The organism is Variovorax sp. ISS6 (assembly GCF_056523145.1).
Genome location: NZ_JAWRZC010000001.1, coordinates 3,445,601 through 3,462,625, shown reverse-complemented (window position 1 = coordinate 3,462,625; position 17,025 = coordinate 3,445,601). Strand labels below are relative to the sequence as shown.

The following is a 17,025-nucleotide window of genomic DNA, read 5'->3' as shown; positions in this document are numbered from 1 at the left end:
ATGGCGCATCGCCATCCCCGATCTCAGCACTTCCCAGGCTTCACTGGACATCTCTTCACTGTGCCGTACGCGCATGGTGGCGCGATGACGGTGCGGCTTCTTCGAAGCTCATCGCGCCACCATGCGCGTACGGCGTCGAGTGGAGCTGTCCAGTCCTCAGGCTCTTCGACGAGATTCCCGTCCCGTTCGCATCTTTTTTCTTCCAGTGCATCGGTCCATGCGGCGCACACCGCCCATGACCCCACCCCCTCCCTCCTCCGTACCCGATTCGGCGCTCACGCGCGAGGAGCTCTACGCACGCATCCGCGCGAGCTCCAAGCAGGAGGTCGTGCTCGAGGAGATGCAGCGCCTGGGCTTCTGGCCGCGCGACACGGCGCAGCCCACGGTCGAGGCGCAACTGATCCGCCGCGAGGGCGAGCTGCAGACCGCGCTGAGCGAACTCGGCAACGAGCTGCGCGGCATCGAGGACCGCGAGACCGCGCTCAAGGCCATGCGCAAGGAGCGCATGGCGCGGGCGCGCGAACGCCGCGAGGAAACGCGCCAGCGGCTCGCGCAGCAGCGCCATGCGCGCGCGCTCGACTGGCACGGCCGGCGCCAGCGCGAGCTGCTGTACCTGGGCGAAGGCGTCTCGGGCGGCCTCAACGAGGCGCGCAGCGACGAGCAGTCGCTCGCGCGCCATGCGCTGCCGGCGCTGCACGACGCCACCGACCTCGCGCGCGCCATGGGCCTGGAACTCGGGGAACTGCGCTTCCTGGCCTGGCACCGCGAAGTCGCGCGCGTGAGCCATTACCAGCGCTTCACCGTGCCCAAGAAGGCCGGCGGCGAGCGCCGGATCTCGGCGCCGATGCCGCGGCTCAAGCGCGCGCAGTACTGGATGCTCGACAACGTGCTGGCCAAGGTGCCGGTGCACGAAGCGGTGCACGGCTTCCTGCCGGGCCGCTCGATCCTCAGCAATGCCGCGCCGCACGTGGGGCAGGCGGTGGTGGTCAACCTCGACCTCCAGGACTTCTTTCCCTCGATCGGCCTGCGCCGCGTGCGCGGCGTGTTCCGCCAGCTTGGCTACTCGCCGCAGGTCGCGACGCTGTTCGCGCTGCTCGCGACCGAGGCGCCGACCGACGAGGTCGAGCTCGACGGCGAGCGCTACTTCGTCGCACGCGGCGAGCGCGTGCTGCCGCAGGGCGCGCCCACCAGCCCGATGCTCACCAACCTGCTGTGCCGCCGGCTCGACGCGCGGCTGGCCGCCTGCGCCGCCAAGCTGGGCTTTCGCTACACGCGCTATGCCGACGACCTGAGCTTCTCCGCCGATGCCGAGCATGGCCGCGATGTCGGCAAGCTGCTGTGGCGCGCCAAGCAGATCGTGGCCAGCGAAGGCCTCGTGGTGCATCCCGAGAAGCAGCAGGTGATGCGCCGCCACCAGCAGCAGCACGTGACCGGCATCGTGGTCAACGACAAGCTCTCGACCGACCGCGACACCCTGCGGCGCTTTCGCGCCGTGCTGCACCAGGCCGAGCGCCACGGTCCGCAGGGGCTGCACTGGAACGGCCAGCACGACGTGGTCGCCGCGCTGCGCGGCTATGCGAACTTCATCGCGATGGCCGATCCCGCGCGCGCCGAGCCCTACCTGCGGCGCGTGAAGGCATTGGCCGCGAAGCATGCGTCGGCGCCCGCCGTCGCGCCGGCGCCGGCCCGCGCGCCGCTGCCCGCGGGCCACTTCCGCCAGCAGTCGGCCGCCGGGCTCGCGCCCCTGCCCACGTGGTGGCAGCCCGCGCGCGCGCCCGAGCCGGTGCTCGAGAAAACACCCGAGCAGATCGCGGCCGAGAAGAAGGCGAAGCGCGAGGCCGAGCGCGAACGCCAGCGCGCGCAGGACGAGGCACGGCGAGTCGAACAGGCACCGCCACGCAACGACACGCGCCCGGCCGAACCCGCCGCGGCCGCGCAACCCGCGAAGCCGCGCAGCGCGCTGTCGCTGCTGGGCCTTTGGGTCAGCATCGCGATACAGGGCACCTACGTGCTGGGCTTCCTGCTGTCGCTGCGCGATGCCTGGCTGATCGGCCTCGTGACGGGCGCGATCTGGGTCGCCAACATCTACCAGCGCAAGGCCGGCTGGATGCGCTTCTTCATCGCGCTGATCGCCGGCTCGGGACTCTCGGCGGTGTTGCGCAAGATGCTGGCCTGAAAAGGCCGGCCCCAAAAGCGAATCGCCCCGAAGGGCGATTCGCTTCTAGGACGTGGCCGATGTCGACGGCCTCGACACGGCGGCGGGCGCCGGCGCGCGCATGTCGAACAGCCGGCACTCGGTGGTGGCCTTGGCATACAGCGTACCGTCCGGCCCCACCAGGCTGGCTTCGGCCAGCGCCATGCGGCCTTCGATGCGCGTGACGGTGGCCTCGGCGCGCACGCGCCGCACGTCGAGCGTGAGGCCCTTCACGTAGCGGGTCTCGAGGCTGGCGGTGGTGTAGACCTGCCCCGGCGGCAGCGATGCGAGCACCGCGCAGCCCAGCGCCGAATCGAGGATCGAAGTCATCCAGCCGCCATGGATGGTGCCCATGGGATTGAGGTATTCGCGTTGCGGCGTGCCCTGGAACACGGCCGAGCCCGGGCGTGCCGCGATGGCATAGAAGCTCAGGTGCTTGGCGAACTCCGCATAGGGAAGCTGCCCGTTCATCATCGCGTGCATGACTTCGAGGCCGCTCTTGCCGACGAGCTGCGCGGGCCGTGCCACGCCGACACCGGGACCCGAATTAAGCAATTCGACTACCTCGAGTTCCTCGGCAAGCCACAGGTCCAGTCGTTGTTCAGGCGTCATTTGAAAAGATCTCGAAAGCGGTGCGGATCGGATCGAGAGAAGCGGCACGCGAGGGTGCGTTCTCATGCATCTTCTTGTGGCAACCAGTTTAGCAATTGCATGCTGCGAAGACGATGGTTTCGGGCGTCCGCGCCACGCATTCCTTGTCGAATCCTGAAGCCATGTGCGATAGGTGGCGCTGTCGCGCGCCGAACACAGCGCCGGCCTCGTGCCAACAACCTGCTTCACAGTTGCCGCGCATGCGACTACATTCGCAACCCTCGACAACCACGCACCACAGGAGGTACGCAATGAACAAGCCAGTCCTTGCCCCCACCACCGTCTCGGTGCCCGGCCGCTCGACCGCATTGCGCGCACGCCGCTGATGCCTTCGCCGCGCTGAGCGTCGCAGCCCCCGCGCTGCACGCGACGCCGCCCCGCCCGAGATTCGCCAAGCCCGCCGCGCGCGCCATCGCGTGCGGCGCCCGGTCTTTCGTTTCCGAATCAAGGTGCCCACACCCATGCTCGATACAGCAGCCGCGCACGCGCGGCATCGTTTCGTTTTCTCTTTCACCCTGCGCTTCGCCGCGCTCGCTTCCTTCACGAAGAAGGAGGCCGCGCAGTGAAGATCCCGCCCCGACTCCAACCCCTGGTCGACGAAGGCCTGATCGACAGCGTCAGCCGCCAGCTCATGAGCGGCAAGGAGGCGATGGTCTACGTCGTGCACAGCGGCGACGAAGCCCGTTGCGCCAAGGTCTACAAGGAAGCCGACAAACGGGCCTTTCGCCAGGCCGTGGACTACACCGAGAACCGCAAGATCCGCAACTCGCGCGAGCGCCGCGCCATCGCCAAGGGCACGCGCTTCGGCCGCCGCATGACCGAGAGCCACTGGCAGAGCGCCGAGGTCGATGCGCTCTACCGGCTGGCCGACGCGGGCGTGCGCGTGCCCGAGCCCTTCGGCTTCTGGGAAGGCGTGCTGCTGATGGAGCTCGTGACCGATGCCGCGGGCGCGGCCGCGCCGCGGCTCAACGACGTCGAGTTCACGCCCGAGGACGCACGGCGCCATCACGCCACGCTGGTGCGCGAGGTGATGCGCATGCTGTGCGCGGGCATCGTGCACGGCGACCTCTCGGAGTTCAACGTACTGCTCGGCGCGGAGGGCCCGGTGATCATCGACCTGCCGCAGGCCGTCGACGCCGCGGGCAACAACCATGCGCAGCGCATGCTGCTGCGCGACGTGGCGAACCTGCGCGAGTTCTTCGGCCGCTTCGCGCCCGAGCTGCACGAGACGCGCCATGGCGAGGAGATCTGGCATCTCTATGAGCGTGGCCTGCTGCGGCCCGAAACCCCGTTGAGCGGCGCGCCGCCGCGCGACGCCGGACCGGTCGACCTCGGCGAGGTGCTGCGCGCAGTAAACGATGCGCGCGCCGAGGAGGCGCGCCGGCGCGAGCGGCTGGCGAACCGGGGCGAGCCCTGAGCCCGGCGGCGACAATCGGCGCAGTCCCGCCTTCCTTCCGCCCCGATGTTCCAGTCCCCCGACCTCGCGCCCTCCCCGCGTCCCGCGCGCCACTTCGCCTCGGCGCTCTCGCTGGCCGCGGCCTTCGCGCTCGGCGGACCCGCGCTGGTCCATGCGGGCGTGCGGCTCGACGACGACCGCGGCAGCGTGCTCGAGCTGCCGGCGCCCGCGCGGCGCATCGTCTCGCTGATGCCCTCGCTGACCGAGACCGTCTGCGCGCTCGATGCCTGCGACCGCCTGGTGGGCATCGACCGCCATGCCAACTGGCCGGTGGCGGTGCAGCGGCTGCCGCAGGTGGGCGGCATCGACGACGCGAACATCGAGCGCATCGTCGCGCTCAAGCCCGACCTCGTTCTGCTGCGCCCGCGCAGCCGTGCCGCAGAACCGCTCGAACGGCTCGGCATCCGCGTGCTGGCGCTCGATGCCAAGACCCATGCCGACATGCGCCGCGTGATGGAGACCGTGGCGCGCGCCACCGGCCAGCCCGGCAAGGGCGAGGCCTACTGGCGCCGGCTCGATGCCGGCCTCGACGCGGCACGCGCACGCGTGCCCGCTGGCTGGCAGGGCCGGCGCGTCTACTTCGAGGTGCATGGCGGCATGGCGGCCGCGAGCGAGAGCTCCTTCATCGGCGAGACGCTCGCGCGCCTGGGCCTCGCGAACGCGGTGCCCGGCACGCTGGGGCCGTTCCCGAAGATGAGCCCCGAGTTCGTGGTGCGCGCCGACCCCGACGTGCTGATGGTGTCGGCGCTCGGCGAGCTGTCGGCAATGGCCGCGCGGCCCGGCTGGTCGGCGATGAACGCGATCAAGCGCGGCCGCGTCTGCAGCTTCGCGGCGGCGCGCTTCGACCTGATGATGCGGCCCGGTCCGCGGCTGGACGAGGCGGCCGATGCGATCGTCGACTGCCTGGTGCGGCTCGGCGATCCACGCTCCTGAGACGGCGGGTCGCGCTCAGTCGGGCGCGTGGCGCGCGACGAATCCACGCACCGGCGCGATCCATTCGACCGCCGCGTCCTCGGGCCATGCCACGGCCGCGCCCTGCGCGCTGCCCGAGAACAGCATGCGCTCCTCGACCAGCAGGAAGCGCCGCGCGCACTCCTCGTCACCGCCAAGCACCTCGAGCGTCGCGCCGCCGAGGTCCAGCGACTCCCCAGGCTGCGGCGCGAGCACGCGCGCGTCGGGCCAGCCGGCGGCCGATGCCTCGCCGCGCGTGGCCAGCACCCAGCGCACCGGCCCGGGCGCCGCGGCGCGCAGCGCCTCGCCAGGCGGATCGATCAGCGCCCACCCTTCGTCGCCTCCGACGAAATGGCTGTGCGTTCCATCGCCGCCCGTCACACGCCACACGCGCGCCGACAGCCGCATCGAAAGCCCCGCCTCGTGCGCATAGCGCCCGCCGCCCTGCCCGTCGGGATCGACCAGCGCCACCTCGTCGTAAGGCGCCTCGTCCACGTTCACCGGCCGCCGGCCTGCGGGCCCGTCGGCCAGCCGCGGCATGTTGAGACGCACGCGCGCACGGGCGCGCGCCTGCGCGAGGCAATCGGCCACCGAGGCGAAGCCCGCGAGCTCCAGCAGCACCCGCCGCGTCACGTTCATCAGCTTGAGCCCGAGTGCCGGGCTCGCGGCCTCGGCCGGCGGCAGCCAGCGGTGCTCGACGATCTCGAAGCCGTCGACCTGCACCTCCTGCCCGGGCGGCATGGCCGCAACGAAGAAGCGCGTGTCGAAGCGGCGCGGCATGCCGGGCGGCGTGAGCCAGTGGCTGAAATAGGCAAACTGGTCGACCGCGAGGCGCCAACCCTGGGCGTCGCACAGCGCGAGCAGCGCCTCGGTGCTGTCGGCCACGGCGGCGCGCATCGCGGCCAGCCGCTCCGGATCGATGCGATCGAGCGCGACCAGCGCGCCGTCGGCGTCGTTCGCGAACAGCACGCCGGCCTCCTCGAAGCATTCGCGCACCGCGGCGGCGTAGTAGTCGAGGCCGCCCGCGGGCAGCGCGAGCCGCGCGCTCGCGGCCGCGTCGTCGAGCCCGGCACAGCGCGTGTGCAGCTCGCGGTCGTGCGCGTCGACCACGCCGCCCGGGAACACGCTGGCGCCGCTGTTCTGGTCGTCGGGCTTGTCGGCCCGGCGCAGCATCAGCACCTCGAGGCCGCCGGGCCCGTCGCGCAGCAGGATCAGCGAGGCGGCGGTGCGTATCGGGCGTGGCTTGGGCGGCGTGGCGTTCATGGGAAGCGATTGTCGGTCCGCGGCTGCCGGCCTGCTGTCACCCGCGTCCACGGCTGAGCCGGGGCCCGGCCGCGCCGTCCTCGACCTGCCAGCCCTGCGCGCGCAAGTCCTCGCGCAGCCGGTCGGCCCGGGCCCAGTCGCCCGCGGCACGGGCCTCGAGCCGCTCGCGCGCCAGGGCCGCGATCGCCTCGGGCACCGCGTCGCCCTCCTCGCGCCACTCGGCCAGCCGCAGCCCCAGCACCGCCTCGAACACATCGACCGTGGCGCGCCGCGTCGCCGCCGGCAGGTCGCTGCGCACCAGTTCCCACAGCACGGCCAGGCCGCGCGGCAGGTTCAGGTCCTGCTCGACCTCGGCGCGAAAGCGCGCGACGAAGCCCGCATCGGCCATGCCGCCCCCCGGCCAGCCCGCATAGGCGCGGCGCAGGCGGTCGAGCGCCGACTGCGCGCCCGCGATCGCGGCCTCGTTGAAGCGCAGGCTGCTGCGGTAGTGCGCGCCCAGGCACAGGTAGCGGTAGGCCAGCGGATCGATGCCGCGGTCGACCAGGGTCTGCAGCCGCACGAAGTCGCCGTCGGACTTCGACATCTTCAGGTCGTCGTCGAGCGTGAGGAAATGGCCATGCAGCCAGAAGTTGGCGAGCCGCGTGCCGTGGCAGGCCTGGGTCTGCGCGATCTCGTTGCTGTGGTGCACGCCGATGTGGTCCTCGCCGCCGCAGTGGATGTCGAACCAGGGCCCGAGGTAGCGGGCCGACATGGCCGAGCACTCGATGTGCCAGCCCGGGAAGCCGCGGCCCCAGGGGCTGTCCCATTCCATCTGGCGCTGGGTGCCCGGCGGGCTGAACTTCCAGAGCGCGAAGTCGGTGGCCTCGCGCTTGTCGCCCATCGCCACACGCTGGCCCGCGCGCAGGCCGGCCTTGTCCAGCCGCGCGAGGTGGCCGTAGTCGTCCTGCTTCGAGGTGTCGAAATACACGCCGTCGGCGGTGCGGTAGGTGAAGCCCTTGCGCTCGAGCTCGGCGATGAAGGCGAGCTGCTCGGGGATGTGGTCGGTGGCGCGCGGCCATTCGGCGGGCTCGCGCAGGTTCAGCGCGCGCCAGTCGGCGCGGAAGGCCGCGGTGAAGCGCTCGGCGATGGCCCAGGCCGATTCGCCCGCGCGGCGGCTGCCCTTCTCCATCTTGTCCTCGCCCTCGTCGGCGTCCGAGACCAGGTGGCCGACGTCGGTGATGTTGACCACGTGCCGCACCTCGTGGCCGCCGAACTCCAGCACGCGGCGCAGCAGGTCCTCGAACACGTAGGTGCGCAGGTTGCCGATGTGGGCATGGTCGTAGACCGTGGGACCGCAGCAGTAGAGCCCCACCGGGCCGGGGCGCAGCGGAACGAAGGGGCGCAGGGAGCGCGACCAGGTGTCGTAAAGGACGAGGGACATGCGTGTGGACTCTCGAGGTCGTTGCAAAAAACAAAAAGGCCACCGGTCTTGCAACAGGTGGCCATCGGGCATGCGGGTTCGCGCGAAGTCGCTCTAGCCGCCATCTCCCCATGGCAGAACGCGACAGCAGGTGCCGGCGAGGTGGAGGGAAGGACGGGTGAGCATGGCCGGCATCCTAGCCGCTAGGCCTGCCGCGGGTCAAACGCGGCCGCGTCGAGGTAGCGCGCGTCCCACGCCGCGGCCAGCGACTGCGCGCGATGCAGCGGCACGCGCGCGGTCTCGAAGCCGACCACGCAGGCCACGTCGGCTGACCCGGGCCGCGCGGGCGACTCGGCGCTGCGGCCATCGGTCAGCAGCCAGAGCCAGCGCCGCCGATCGGCATGGCGCTCGAGCAGCTCGTCGGCGCGCCGCACGCCCAGCGCCAACGGCGTGCCGCCACCGGCACCGATGGGCGCGATCCAGTCGTCGTTCCAGGCGCTGGCGCGGCGCGGCGGCAGCCGCAGCTCGACCACCGAGCCCGCGAAGCACAGCAGCGCGACATGGTCGCGGCGGCGGTAGGCCTCGTCCATCAGCGCGAGCAGCAGGCCCTTGGCGCGCGCGAGGCCGCCGTCGTTGCGCATCGAGGCCGAGGCATCGAGCAGGAAGCAGTGCAGCGCGCCCTCGCGCGTCTCGCGCGGGCGGCGGCGCAGGTGCTCGCGGCGCAGCGGACCGGCACCGCGCGCGGCAAGCGTGCGCGGCCAGTCGAGCGCCGCGTCGGCGGCGGCGATGCCATGCCAGGCCTCGCGGCCCGGTCCCGATGACGCCTGCCTCCGGTCACCCTGGCGCGCGCCAGCGGGTGCGGTGTTCCGGAGGCTCAGGCTTTTTTTGCGAGCGAGGCGGCCGGGATCAGCGGGCGCAGCGGCTTGACGCGCGCGACGCCGACGGGCTCGGGGGGCAGCGCGCCCCAGTCGCCGGCATCGGCACCGTCATCGATGGCGCTCTCGCCCTCGGCAGCCGGGGGCGGTGGCGCGCCCGGCGCCTGCGCGGGCGGCGCCGCCTCCACGCCCGGCTTGCGCCGGTGCAGCAGCACGGCCTCGGCCACGCGCCGCACATGCTGCTCGCCGATCGCCTGCGCTCCTTCGAGCGCGGCCAGCGCGCGCGCCGCGCGCAGCATCACGAGGTCGGCGCGCAGGCCGTCGACCTGCGCGGCAATGCACAGCGCGCCCACGGCCTCGTGCACCGCATCGCCATACGGCAGCGCGTTGGCATCGGCCAGCGTCGCGCGGGCGCGCAGCAGCGACGCGGCAAGCTCGGCTTCGGCCGCCGCATGCCGCGCGCGAAAGCCCTCGGGATCGCTGTCGAAGGCCAGCCGCGCGCGCACCACGGCCTGGCGCTCGGCCCGGTCCTCGAGGTTGCGCAGCTGCACGCAGAGGCCGAAGCGGTCGAGCAGTTGCGGGCGCAGGCTGCCCTCCTCCGGGTTCATGGTGCCCACGAGCACGAAACGCGCGGCATGGCGGTGCGAGATGCCGTCGCGCTCGACCACGTTGACGCCGCTGGCGGCCGCGTCGAGCAGCGAATCGATCAGCGCATCGGGCAGCAGGTTGATCTCGTCGACATAGAGCACGCCGCCATGGGCGCGCGCGAGCAGGCCCGGCGCGAACTTCAGCGCATGGCCGGCCAGCGCCTGGCCGAGGTCGAGCGTGCCGACCAGGTGCTCGAGGCTGGCGCCCAGCGGCAGAGTGACGAAGGGCGCGCCGGGCAGCAGCTCGGCCAGCGCGCGCGCGGCCGTGGTCTTGGCGGTGCCGCGCGGGCCCTCGATCAGCACGCCGCCCAGCGCGGGATCGGCCGCGGCGAGCAGCAGCGCCTCGCGCAGCAGCGGCTGGCCGGCGATGGCGGAAAAGGGGAACGACGCCGGCAGCGGCGCAGCCTGTGTGGTCATCGCGTGTGTCCTTCCATCCGCTGCTCGTGCGCGAGCAGCAGGTTCTCGATGCGTTCGCGGTAGTCGCCGGGCGACTGCCAGAGGCCGCGCTGCATGGCCTCGAGCAGGCGGCTCAGCATGTCGTGCAGCGCGCGTGGATTGTGCGTGTCGACGAAATCGCGGTTGTCGTCGTCGAGCACGTAGGCGTCGGCCACCATCGCGTACTGGTGGTCGCCGACCACGCGCGCGGTGGCGTCGAAGCCGAACAGGTAGTCGACCGTGGCCGCCATCTCGAAGGCGCCCTTGTAGCCATGGCGGCGTGCGCCCGCGATCCACTTGGGATTGACCACGCGCGCGCGCACCACGCGGCCGATCTCCTCCTTGAGCGTGCGCACGCGCGGCGCCTGCGGATTGCCATGGTCGCCGTGGTACATGGCCGGCTGGCTGCCGCTCAGGTGGCGCACGGCGGCGGCCATGCCGCCCTGGAACTGGTAGTAGTCGTTGGAGTCGAGCAGGTCGTGCTCGCGGCTGTCCTGGTTCTGCAGCACCACGTTCATTTCGCCGAGCCGCCGCACCAGCGCCTCGGTGGCGGGCACGCCCTCGCTGTCCTGCCCGTAGGCATGGGCGCTGCCGCCGACATAGGCGCCGGCGAGGTCGTCGTCGCTCTGCCAGTCGCCGCTGTCGAACAGCGGCTGCAGGCCCGAGCCGTAATGGCCCGGCGCCGAACCGAACACGCGCCAGCCGGCCTGGGTGCGCGCGGCCTCGGCCGGCAGGCCGCCGGCCTCGAGCGCCGCGGCCTCGCGCAGGATGCGCGCGCGGATCGGGTTGCGTTCGGCATCCTCGTCCTCCTGCGCGGCCACGGCCTGCACGGCCGCGTCGAACATCTGCACCGCGGCCGGGAAGGCATCGCGGAAGAAGCCCGAGATGCGCAGCGTGACGTCGATGCGCGGACGCCCGAGGCCGACCGTGGGCAGCACCTCGAAGTCGACCACGCGCTGGCTGCCCGCGGCCCACTTCGGCCGCACGCCGATCAGCGCGAAGGCCTGCGCGAGGTCGTCGCCGCCGGTGCGCATGGTGGCCGTGCCCCAGACCGACAGGCCGATGCCCGCGGGATAGTCGCCATGCTCCTGCAGGTGGCGCTCGACCAGCTGGGCGGCCGACTTGAGGCCCAGCATCCAGGCGGTGGGGGTGGGAATGGCGCGCGTGTCGACCGCGTAGAAGTTGCGCCCGGTCGGCAGCACGTCGGGCCGGCCACGCGAGGGCGAGCCGCTGGGCCCGGGCGGCACGAAGCGGCCCCGCAGCGCGCGCGACAGCTGCAGCAGCTCCTGCGCGCCGCAGGCATCGAGCGCGGGCGCGAGGCGCTCGGCGATGCGCCCCAGCACGGCGGCGGTGCGCGGCATGCCGGCCGGGCATTCGCCCGCTTCGACGAGCCGCGTCGCCAGCAGCTCGAGCCGCTCGCGCGTGTCGCCCTGGTGGCGCCAGGGGTCGTCGCTCACCGCCTGCAGCAGCGCGGGCCGCGCGCCCTGCCAGGGTTTCGCGGGCTCGATGTCGAGCGGATCGAAGTGCTCGCCGGGCAGCAGGTCGTGCGACAGCGCACCAAGCAACCCCGCATCGGCACCGCTGCCGTCGCCCGCCGGATAGCGCGCCAGCGCCAGCAGCGTGTCGCGCCGCAGCCGGCCCTCGGGCGAGGCGCCGAACACATGCAGGCCGTCGCGGATCTGGGTTTCCTTGAGCTCGCAGAGGTAGGCATCGACGCGCGCGAGCACGGCATCGTCCTCGGCGCCCGCCGCATCGAGCTCGTCGACCAGGTGCTGGGCGCGCACGGCCGCGAGGATCTGGGCGCGCAGCACGCGCGCGCGGCGTGCATCGACCAGCAGCGCGTCGTAGTACTCGTCGACCTGGCGCTCGAGGTCCTGCATCGGGCCGTGGTTCTCGGCGCGCGTGAGCGGCGGCATCAGGTGGTCGACGATCACGGCCTGGGTGCGGCGCTTGGCCTGCGCGCCCTCGCCCGGGTCATTGACGATGAAGGGATAGACGTTGGGCAGCGGCCCGAGCACCGCGTCGGGCCAACAGGCCTGCGTCAGCGCGATGCTCTTGCCCGGCAGCCATTCGAGGTTGCCGTGCTTGCCGACGTGCACCACCGCGTCGATGCCGAACACGTCGCGCAGCCAGAAATAGAAGGCCAGGTAGCCGTGCGGCGGCACGGCCTCGGCGTCGTGGTAGCTCGCATAGTCCTGCGAGCCCGAGAGGTTCAGCGCGCGCGCGGGCTGGATGCCGACGAAGACCCGGCCCAGCCGCAGGCCCGCGATCATGAAGCGGCCCTGGCGCAGCATCGGATCCTGCTCGGGCGGGCCCCAGCGTTCGTCGATGGCCGCGGCCATGCCTTCTGGCAGCGCGGCCAGGCGCGCGCGGTAGTCGGCCAGCGCGTAGCTCTGCCAGGCGGGCCGCGCGGGCCATTCGCGCGGGTCGTTGGCGATGCCCTGCTGCAGGGTCTGCATCAGGCTGTCGCCATCGGCCGGCAACGCCTTCGGATCGCCGAGCGCATAGCCTTCGGCGCGCAGCGTTCCGAGGATCGCGATCACCGAGGCCGGCGTGTCGAGCCCCACGCCGCTGCCGATGCGACCTTCGCTGCCCGGGTAGTTGGCGAGCACCAGCGCGAGCCGCTTCTCGGCCGCCGGCAGGCTGCGCAGGCGGCACCAGCGGCGCGCGAGCTCGGCCACGAAGGCGACGCGGTCGGGCTCGGCGCGGTAGCCGACCACCTGGGTCTGCGTCAGCTCGCAGCGATGCAGCAGGCCCTTGAAGCTCACGGCGCGCGTCACGATGCGGCCGTCCATCTCGGGCAGCGCGACCTGCATCGCGATGTCGCGCGGCCGCAGGCCCTGGCTGTCGGCCAGCCAGTCCTCGCGGTTGCCGCCGCTCACGATCACCTGCAGCACGGGCGCGTCGCCGGCCAGTGCCGGTTCGCCGCCCTCGCCGCCGTCGAGCCCCAGCGCCGCGAAGGCCGTGGTGTTGAGCACCAGCTGCACCGCATGCGTGGCGCAGAGTTCGCGCAGCGCCGAGAGGCACAGCGGGTCCTTGAGCGAATCGAGCGCCAGCGGCAGCGGGTTCAGTCCCTCGGCCGACAGCGCCTCGGCCAACGCGTCGAAGGCGGCCGTGTTGCCCGACAGCAGGTGCGAGCGGTAGAACACCAGCGCCACCACCGGCGCGTCGGGCCGCCAGCGCGCGCGCAGGTCGTCGATGCCGGGCACGGCCGAGGTGGCGGGCAGCCCCGGCACGTGCAGCGCCACCTGCGGCAGGCTGCGCGGCGGCAGCGGCTCGTCGCCATGGCGCAGGCCATGGAAGGCCACCGCGCGCAGGAACTGCAGCGCATTGGCCGGGCCGCCCGCGCGCAGGTACTGCCACAGCCGGTGGCAGACGGCGCGCGGCGCGGTGCTGCGCGCGAGCAGGTCCTCGTCCTCCTGCAGGTCGCCCGAGAAGATGGCGAGCTGCTGGCCGTGCCGGCGCGCGAGCTGCTCGAGCTGCTGCAGGCCATAGGGCCAGGCCGAGGCCGCGCCGAGATGGTCGACCACCACCACGCGCGCATGCCGCAGCACCTCGTCGGCATAGAGGTCGAACGAGGCCGGCTGGCGCAGGTACATGAGGTTGGCCAGCCGCAGCGAGGGATAGCCGGGATCGCTGGCCGCGAGCGCGCCGCGCGCGGCCGACAGCAGCGCCAGCGTGGTGTCGGCCGAGCTGAGCACCACGATCTCGCCCGGCGTCTGGTCGAGCCGGGTGACGACGCCCGGGTCGTCCTCGACGAAGCGTCCGGGCTGGGTGCTCAGCAGGTGCATCGTCAGGCCGGCAGCGCCGCGCCTTCGAGCACCTCGCGCAACGCGGCCTCGTCCAGGTCCTCGCCGATGAAGACCAGCTGCGTGCGCGGCGCCTCGCCGTCGCGCCAGCGGCGGTCGAAGTGATGGTCGAAGCGCCGGCCCACGCCCTGCACCAGCAGGCGCATCGGCTTGCCCGGCACGGCGACGAAGCCCTTCACGCGGTAGATGGTGTGGCGCTCGACCAGCGCGGCCAGCGCGGCCAGCAGCCGCTCGCGGTCCATCGCGGGCAGGTCGATCACCAGCGAGTCGAACTCGTCGTGGTCGTGGTCTTCCTCGTGGTCGTGGTGGCTCTCGCGCAGGTGGATGGTGGTTTCGGCGGCGCGGCCCTGGCCCAGCAGCAGCGCGAGCGGCAGCTTGCCCTCGGTGGCCGTCACGATCTTGACCTCGGGCGGCAGCTCCTCGCGCACCAGCGCCTCGACGCGCGCGCGCGCGGCCTCGTCGAGCAGGTCGGCCTTGTTGAGCACCACCAGGTCGGCGGCCGAGAGCTGGTCCTCGAACAGCTCGTGCAGCGGCGACTCGTGGTCGAGGTTGGGGTCGGCGCGGCGCTGCGCGTCGACCGCCACCGGGTTCTCGGCGAACTGGCCCGCCGCGGCGGCCGGGCCGTCGACCACGGTCACGACCGAGTCGACGGTGAAGACGTTGGCGATGTCGGGCCACTGGAAGGCCTGCACCAGCGGCTTGGGCAGCGCGAGGCCCGAGGTCTCGATCAGCACGGCATCGAGCTGGTCGCGGCGCTCGGCGAGCTGCAGCATCACGGGCAGGAACTCCTCCTGCACGGTGCAGCAGACGCAGCCGTTGGCGAGTTCGTAGAGCGCGCCCTCGCGCTCGTTGCCCTCGTCGTCGCAGCCGATGCCGCAACCGCGCAGGATCTCGCCGTCGATGCCGAGTTCGCCGAACTCGTTGACGATCACCGCGATGCGGCGGCCTTCGGCGTTGCCGAGGATGTGGCGCATCAAGGTGGTCTTGCCGCTGCCGAGGAAGCCCGTGACGATGGTGACGGGGATTTTTGCGTTGCTGGTGGTCATGGAGGGTTCCGGGAGTTCTTTCAGGCGCCGGTGTAGAGGCGACGTTCGACGAAGGCCGAGCCCTGCAGCCGGCGCCAGGCCTTGGCACCGGCGAGCACGCCGAGGTCGACCAGCGGCTCGACCAGCACCACCGTCATGTAGGCGGCGCCGAAGCTGGCGATCTCGCCGAGGTTCGCGAGCCCGGTGCCGCGGCCGTAGAGCGCCCAGAAGCCGACCCACACCACGATGCCGCCCTGGTAGGCGACCGACAGCTTGAAGGCCTCACCGTAGCCGATGTCCACGTAGGCCAGCTTCTCGGGAATGATGCGACGCGCGAGCACGGCGGTGGCGAACAGCGGCACCAGCAGGGTCGTGACGTTCATGCCGTACTGCGGCAGGTCCTGCGGCTCGAAGAACAGGCCCTGCACCAGCAGCCCGCCCGCCAGGCCGATGGCCGCGGGCGCGAGCCCGAACACCAGCAGCAAGGTGGTGCCGAGGATCAGGTGCACTTCCGATACACCCACCGGGTGGTGCGGCAGCACCTCGAAGAAGCAGAACACCAGCGCCACGGCGATCGCCGAGCGCAATGCCAGGGCGGCCAGGCCGTCCTTCAGCAGGGTGTCGAAAGCCACCTTGCCCGTGCAGGCGAGCGCCGCGGCGCCGGTGGCATAGCTGAGAAAGATCTTGGTCGTGTCGACGAGACCGGGTTCGATGTGCATGGAACAGCTCCTGGAGGGCACCGCAGTGCGAAAGTGGATTGGATCATGGACGCGCGAGCGCCACGGTGGGAGAACGCGTGCGCGGCCGCAGCCGGCGCCAGCCGATCACCACGCCGCTGGCCGAGGCCAGGGCGCCGACGATCGACAGCAGCCACATCACCAGGTCCCAGGCCGGCCGGTACTGGATCAGCCAGGGGAAGTCGAGGCTGTGGGCCGCATTGAAAAGCCAGCGCCGCAGCCGCGCATTTCGGTCGCTGCTGCCGACCAGTTGGCCGTTGGCCGGGTCGATGTAGAGCCGGGTGCGCGCGGGATCGTCGAACGCGAGGCGCCAGACCGGCAGCACGCGCTCACGGTGGTGGCCGTACCAGTGAAAGTCGTAGGCAGTCTGCAGCACGGCCTCGCTCACCGTGGCGCCGGGGCGCAGCCGGGCGGCCGCGCGCACGATGTCCTCGCGCGCGATCGAGGCCGGCGCGCCGCTCGCGGCATCGACCACGCGCACGCGTGCCTGCGCATCGCGCAGCTGCAGCAGCGGCCGGCCGTCGAACCATTGCAGCAGCGCCTCGCGCGGTGCCGCTGCGCCCTCGCCCGCCAGCGGCATGGCGGGAGGCCACGGAAAGGCCGGGAGTTCGCCGCCGGTGTAGCGCGCCATCGCGGCCGCGTCGACCGGGTTGCGCTCGAACCAGCGGTTCGGGTTCATCGAAAGCCAGCCGCTCACGATCCAGGTCAGCACGAAGAAGCCGCCGACCAGGCCCGCGATGTGGTGCCAGGCCATCCAGCCGGTGTAGGGCGTGACGGACCCGTTGCGGAAGCGCCGGCGCAGCCGGAGGCGCAGGATCCCGATCACGATGCCGGTCACGGCCGAGACGATGCAGGCGGCCGAGAGCCACACCACCACGTCGTGCCACAGCGGCGGATCGGCGCGCAGCGGCGTGAAGTAGATCCAGTGCGGCACCGAGCCGAGCCAGTTCCAGAAGCGCTCGGAGCGCGTGGTGTCGCGCACCACCTCGCCGGTGCGCGCCGACACGTAGAGCTCGGTGCCCGCCGCGTCGTTCAGTTCGATGCGGTGCAGCGGGCGCAGCGGGTTGAGGCCCTGCGGCACGGTCCACTGGTCGCGCTCGAGCGTCTCGGCCCAGCGCGCCGCGGGCTGGCCCGAGAAGTCGCGCGCCACGGCCTCGGCCTGCGCGGCGTCGGCGCCGGCCAGCAATCGGCCATCGCGCGCCGACACCGCATGGCGACCGCCGCGCGCATCGACGATGCGCCACACCGGCTGCGGCTGCGCGCCGCCCTGCATCTCGAGCGCGACGCGGCGCGGCGGCTGCTGGCGCGCTGCTTCGGGCAGGGCCTCGAGCGCGGCCGGGGGCGAGACCCGGGCCTGGCCGACGTCGAGCGCGCGCAGGCCCGCGAGCCGCTCGCCCTCGGTGAGCGTGGGATAGCCCACGTACATCATCACCACGCCCGAGACGAACCACATGACGAACAGCAGGCAGCCGCCGATGCCGAGCCAGCGGTGCGTCCAGTAGAGCCAGTGGCGCGCGAGCGGCCACGCGCGCTGCCAGGCAGTGCGGCGATCGGCGCGGGCGCGGCGCGCGGCGTGCGTCATC

The 17,025-nt window shown here is 72.5% G+C and carries 12 protein-coding genes; 3 read left to right on the top strand and 9 right to left on the bottom strand.

Annotated features, from left to right (window positions below; genetic code table 11):
* Window positions 1-235 precede the first annotated feature (235 nt).
* Window positions 236-2,176 carry a reverse transcriptase family protein gene (locus AC1HIL_RS15895; protein ID WP_479672140.1) on the top strand — a complete coding sequence of 647 codons (1,941 nt, stop codon included), beginning with the start codon at window positions 236-238 and terminating at the stop codon, window positions 2,174-2,176.
* A 45-nt stretch (window positions 2,177-2,221) separates the two neighbouring features.
* On the opposite strand, the gene AC1HIL_RS15890 is transcribed toward AC1HIL_RS15895, so the two are convergent.
* Window positions 2,222-2,806: a PaaI family thioesterase gene (locus AC1HIL_RS15890; protein ID WP_479672139.1), complete on the bottom strand. Its 585-nt coding sequence runs from the start codon at window positions 2,804-2,806 to the stop codon at window positions 2,222-2,224.
* Between the two features lie 601 nt (window positions 2,807-3,407).
* On the opposite strand from AC1HIL_RS15890, the gene AC1HIL_RS15885 reads away from it, so the two are divergent.
* On the top strand, window positions 3,408-4,262 hold the full coding sequence (locus tag AC1HIL_RS15885; protein ID WP_479672138.1) for a PA4780 family RIO1-like protein kinase: 855 nt from the start codon (window positions 3,408-3,410) through the stop codon (window positions 4,260-4,262).
* Between the two features lie 45 nt (window positions 4,263-4,307).
* A complete protein-coding gene (locus AC1HIL_RS15880; protein ID WP_413763893.1) occupies window positions 4,308-5,234 on the top strand; it encodes an ABC transporter substrate-binding protein in 927 nt (308 codons plus the stop codon).
* A gap of 15 nt (window positions 5,235-5,249) precedes the next feature.
* Here the strand turns inward: AC1HIL_RS15880 and AC1HIL_RS15875 are convergent, their stop codons facing one another.
* The 8 genes from AC1HIL_RS15875 to AC1HIL_RS15840 all read right to left on the bottom strand — a co-directional run bounded on the left by AC1HIL_RS15875 (window position 5,250) and on the right by AC1HIL_RS15840 (window position 17,024).
* On the bottom strand, window positions 5,250-6,515 hold the full coding sequence (locus tag AC1HIL_RS15875) for an NUDIX hydrolase (protein ID WP_479672137.1): 1,266 nt from the start codon (window positions 6,513-6,515) through the stop codon (window positions 5,250-5,252).
* Window positions 6,516-6,552: 37 nt separating this feature from the next.
* The gene (gene cysS, locus AC1HIL_RS15870) at window positions 6,553-7,935 is read right to left on the bottom strand and encodes a cysteine--tRNA ligase (protein ID WP_479672136.1); all 1,383 of its coding nucleotides are present in this window, start codon (window positions 7,933-7,935) and stop codon (window positions 6,553-6,555) included.
* A gap of 182 nt (window positions 7,936-8,117) precedes the next feature.
* Window positions 8,118-8,555 carry a vWA domain-containing protein gene (locus AC1HIL_RS15865; protein ID WP_413763896.1) on the bottom strand — a complete coding sequence of 146 codons (438 nt, stop codon included), beginning with the start codon at window positions 8,553-8,555 and terminating at the stop codon, window positions 8,118-8,120.
* A 233-nt stretch (window positions 8,556-8,788) separates the two neighbouring features.
* A complete protein-coding gene (locus AC1HIL_RS15860; protein ID WP_479672135.1) occupies window positions 8,789-9,853 on the bottom strand; it encodes a magnesium chelatase ATPase subunit I in 1,065 nt (354 codons plus the stop codon).
* Window positions 9,850-13,662, bottom strand: coding sequence for a cobaltochelatase subunit CobN (gene cobN / locus AC1HIL_RS15855; protein ID WP_479672134.1), 3,813 nt, complete (start codon window positions 13,660-13,662; stop codon window positions 9,850-9,852). The genes AC1HIL_RS15860 and cobN overlap by 4 nt, the downstream gene beginning before the upstream one ends.
* A 2-nt stretch (window positions 13,663-13,664) precedes the next feature.
* Entirely contained in the window at window positions 13,665-14,726 is a 1,062-nt protein-coding gene (gene cobW / locus AC1HIL_RS15850; protein WP_296777596.1) for a cobalamin biosynthesis protein CobW, read from the bottom strand.
* 20 nt (window positions 14,727-14,746) lie between these two features.
* Window positions 14,747-15,424, bottom strand: coding sequence for an energy-coupling factor ABC transporter permease (locus tag AC1HIL_RS15845; RefSeq protein WP_479672133.1), 678 nt, complete (start codon window positions 15,422-15,424; stop codon window positions 14,747-14,749).
* Window positions 15,425-15,467: 43 nt separating this feature from the next.
* Complete coding sequence (locus AC1HIL_RS15840; protein WP_479672132.1) at window positions 15,468-17,024, bottom strand: PepSY domain-containing protein; 1,557 nt, start codon at window positions 17,022-17,024, stop codon at window positions 15,468-15,470.
* Window position 17,025: the final 1 nt, after the last annotated feature.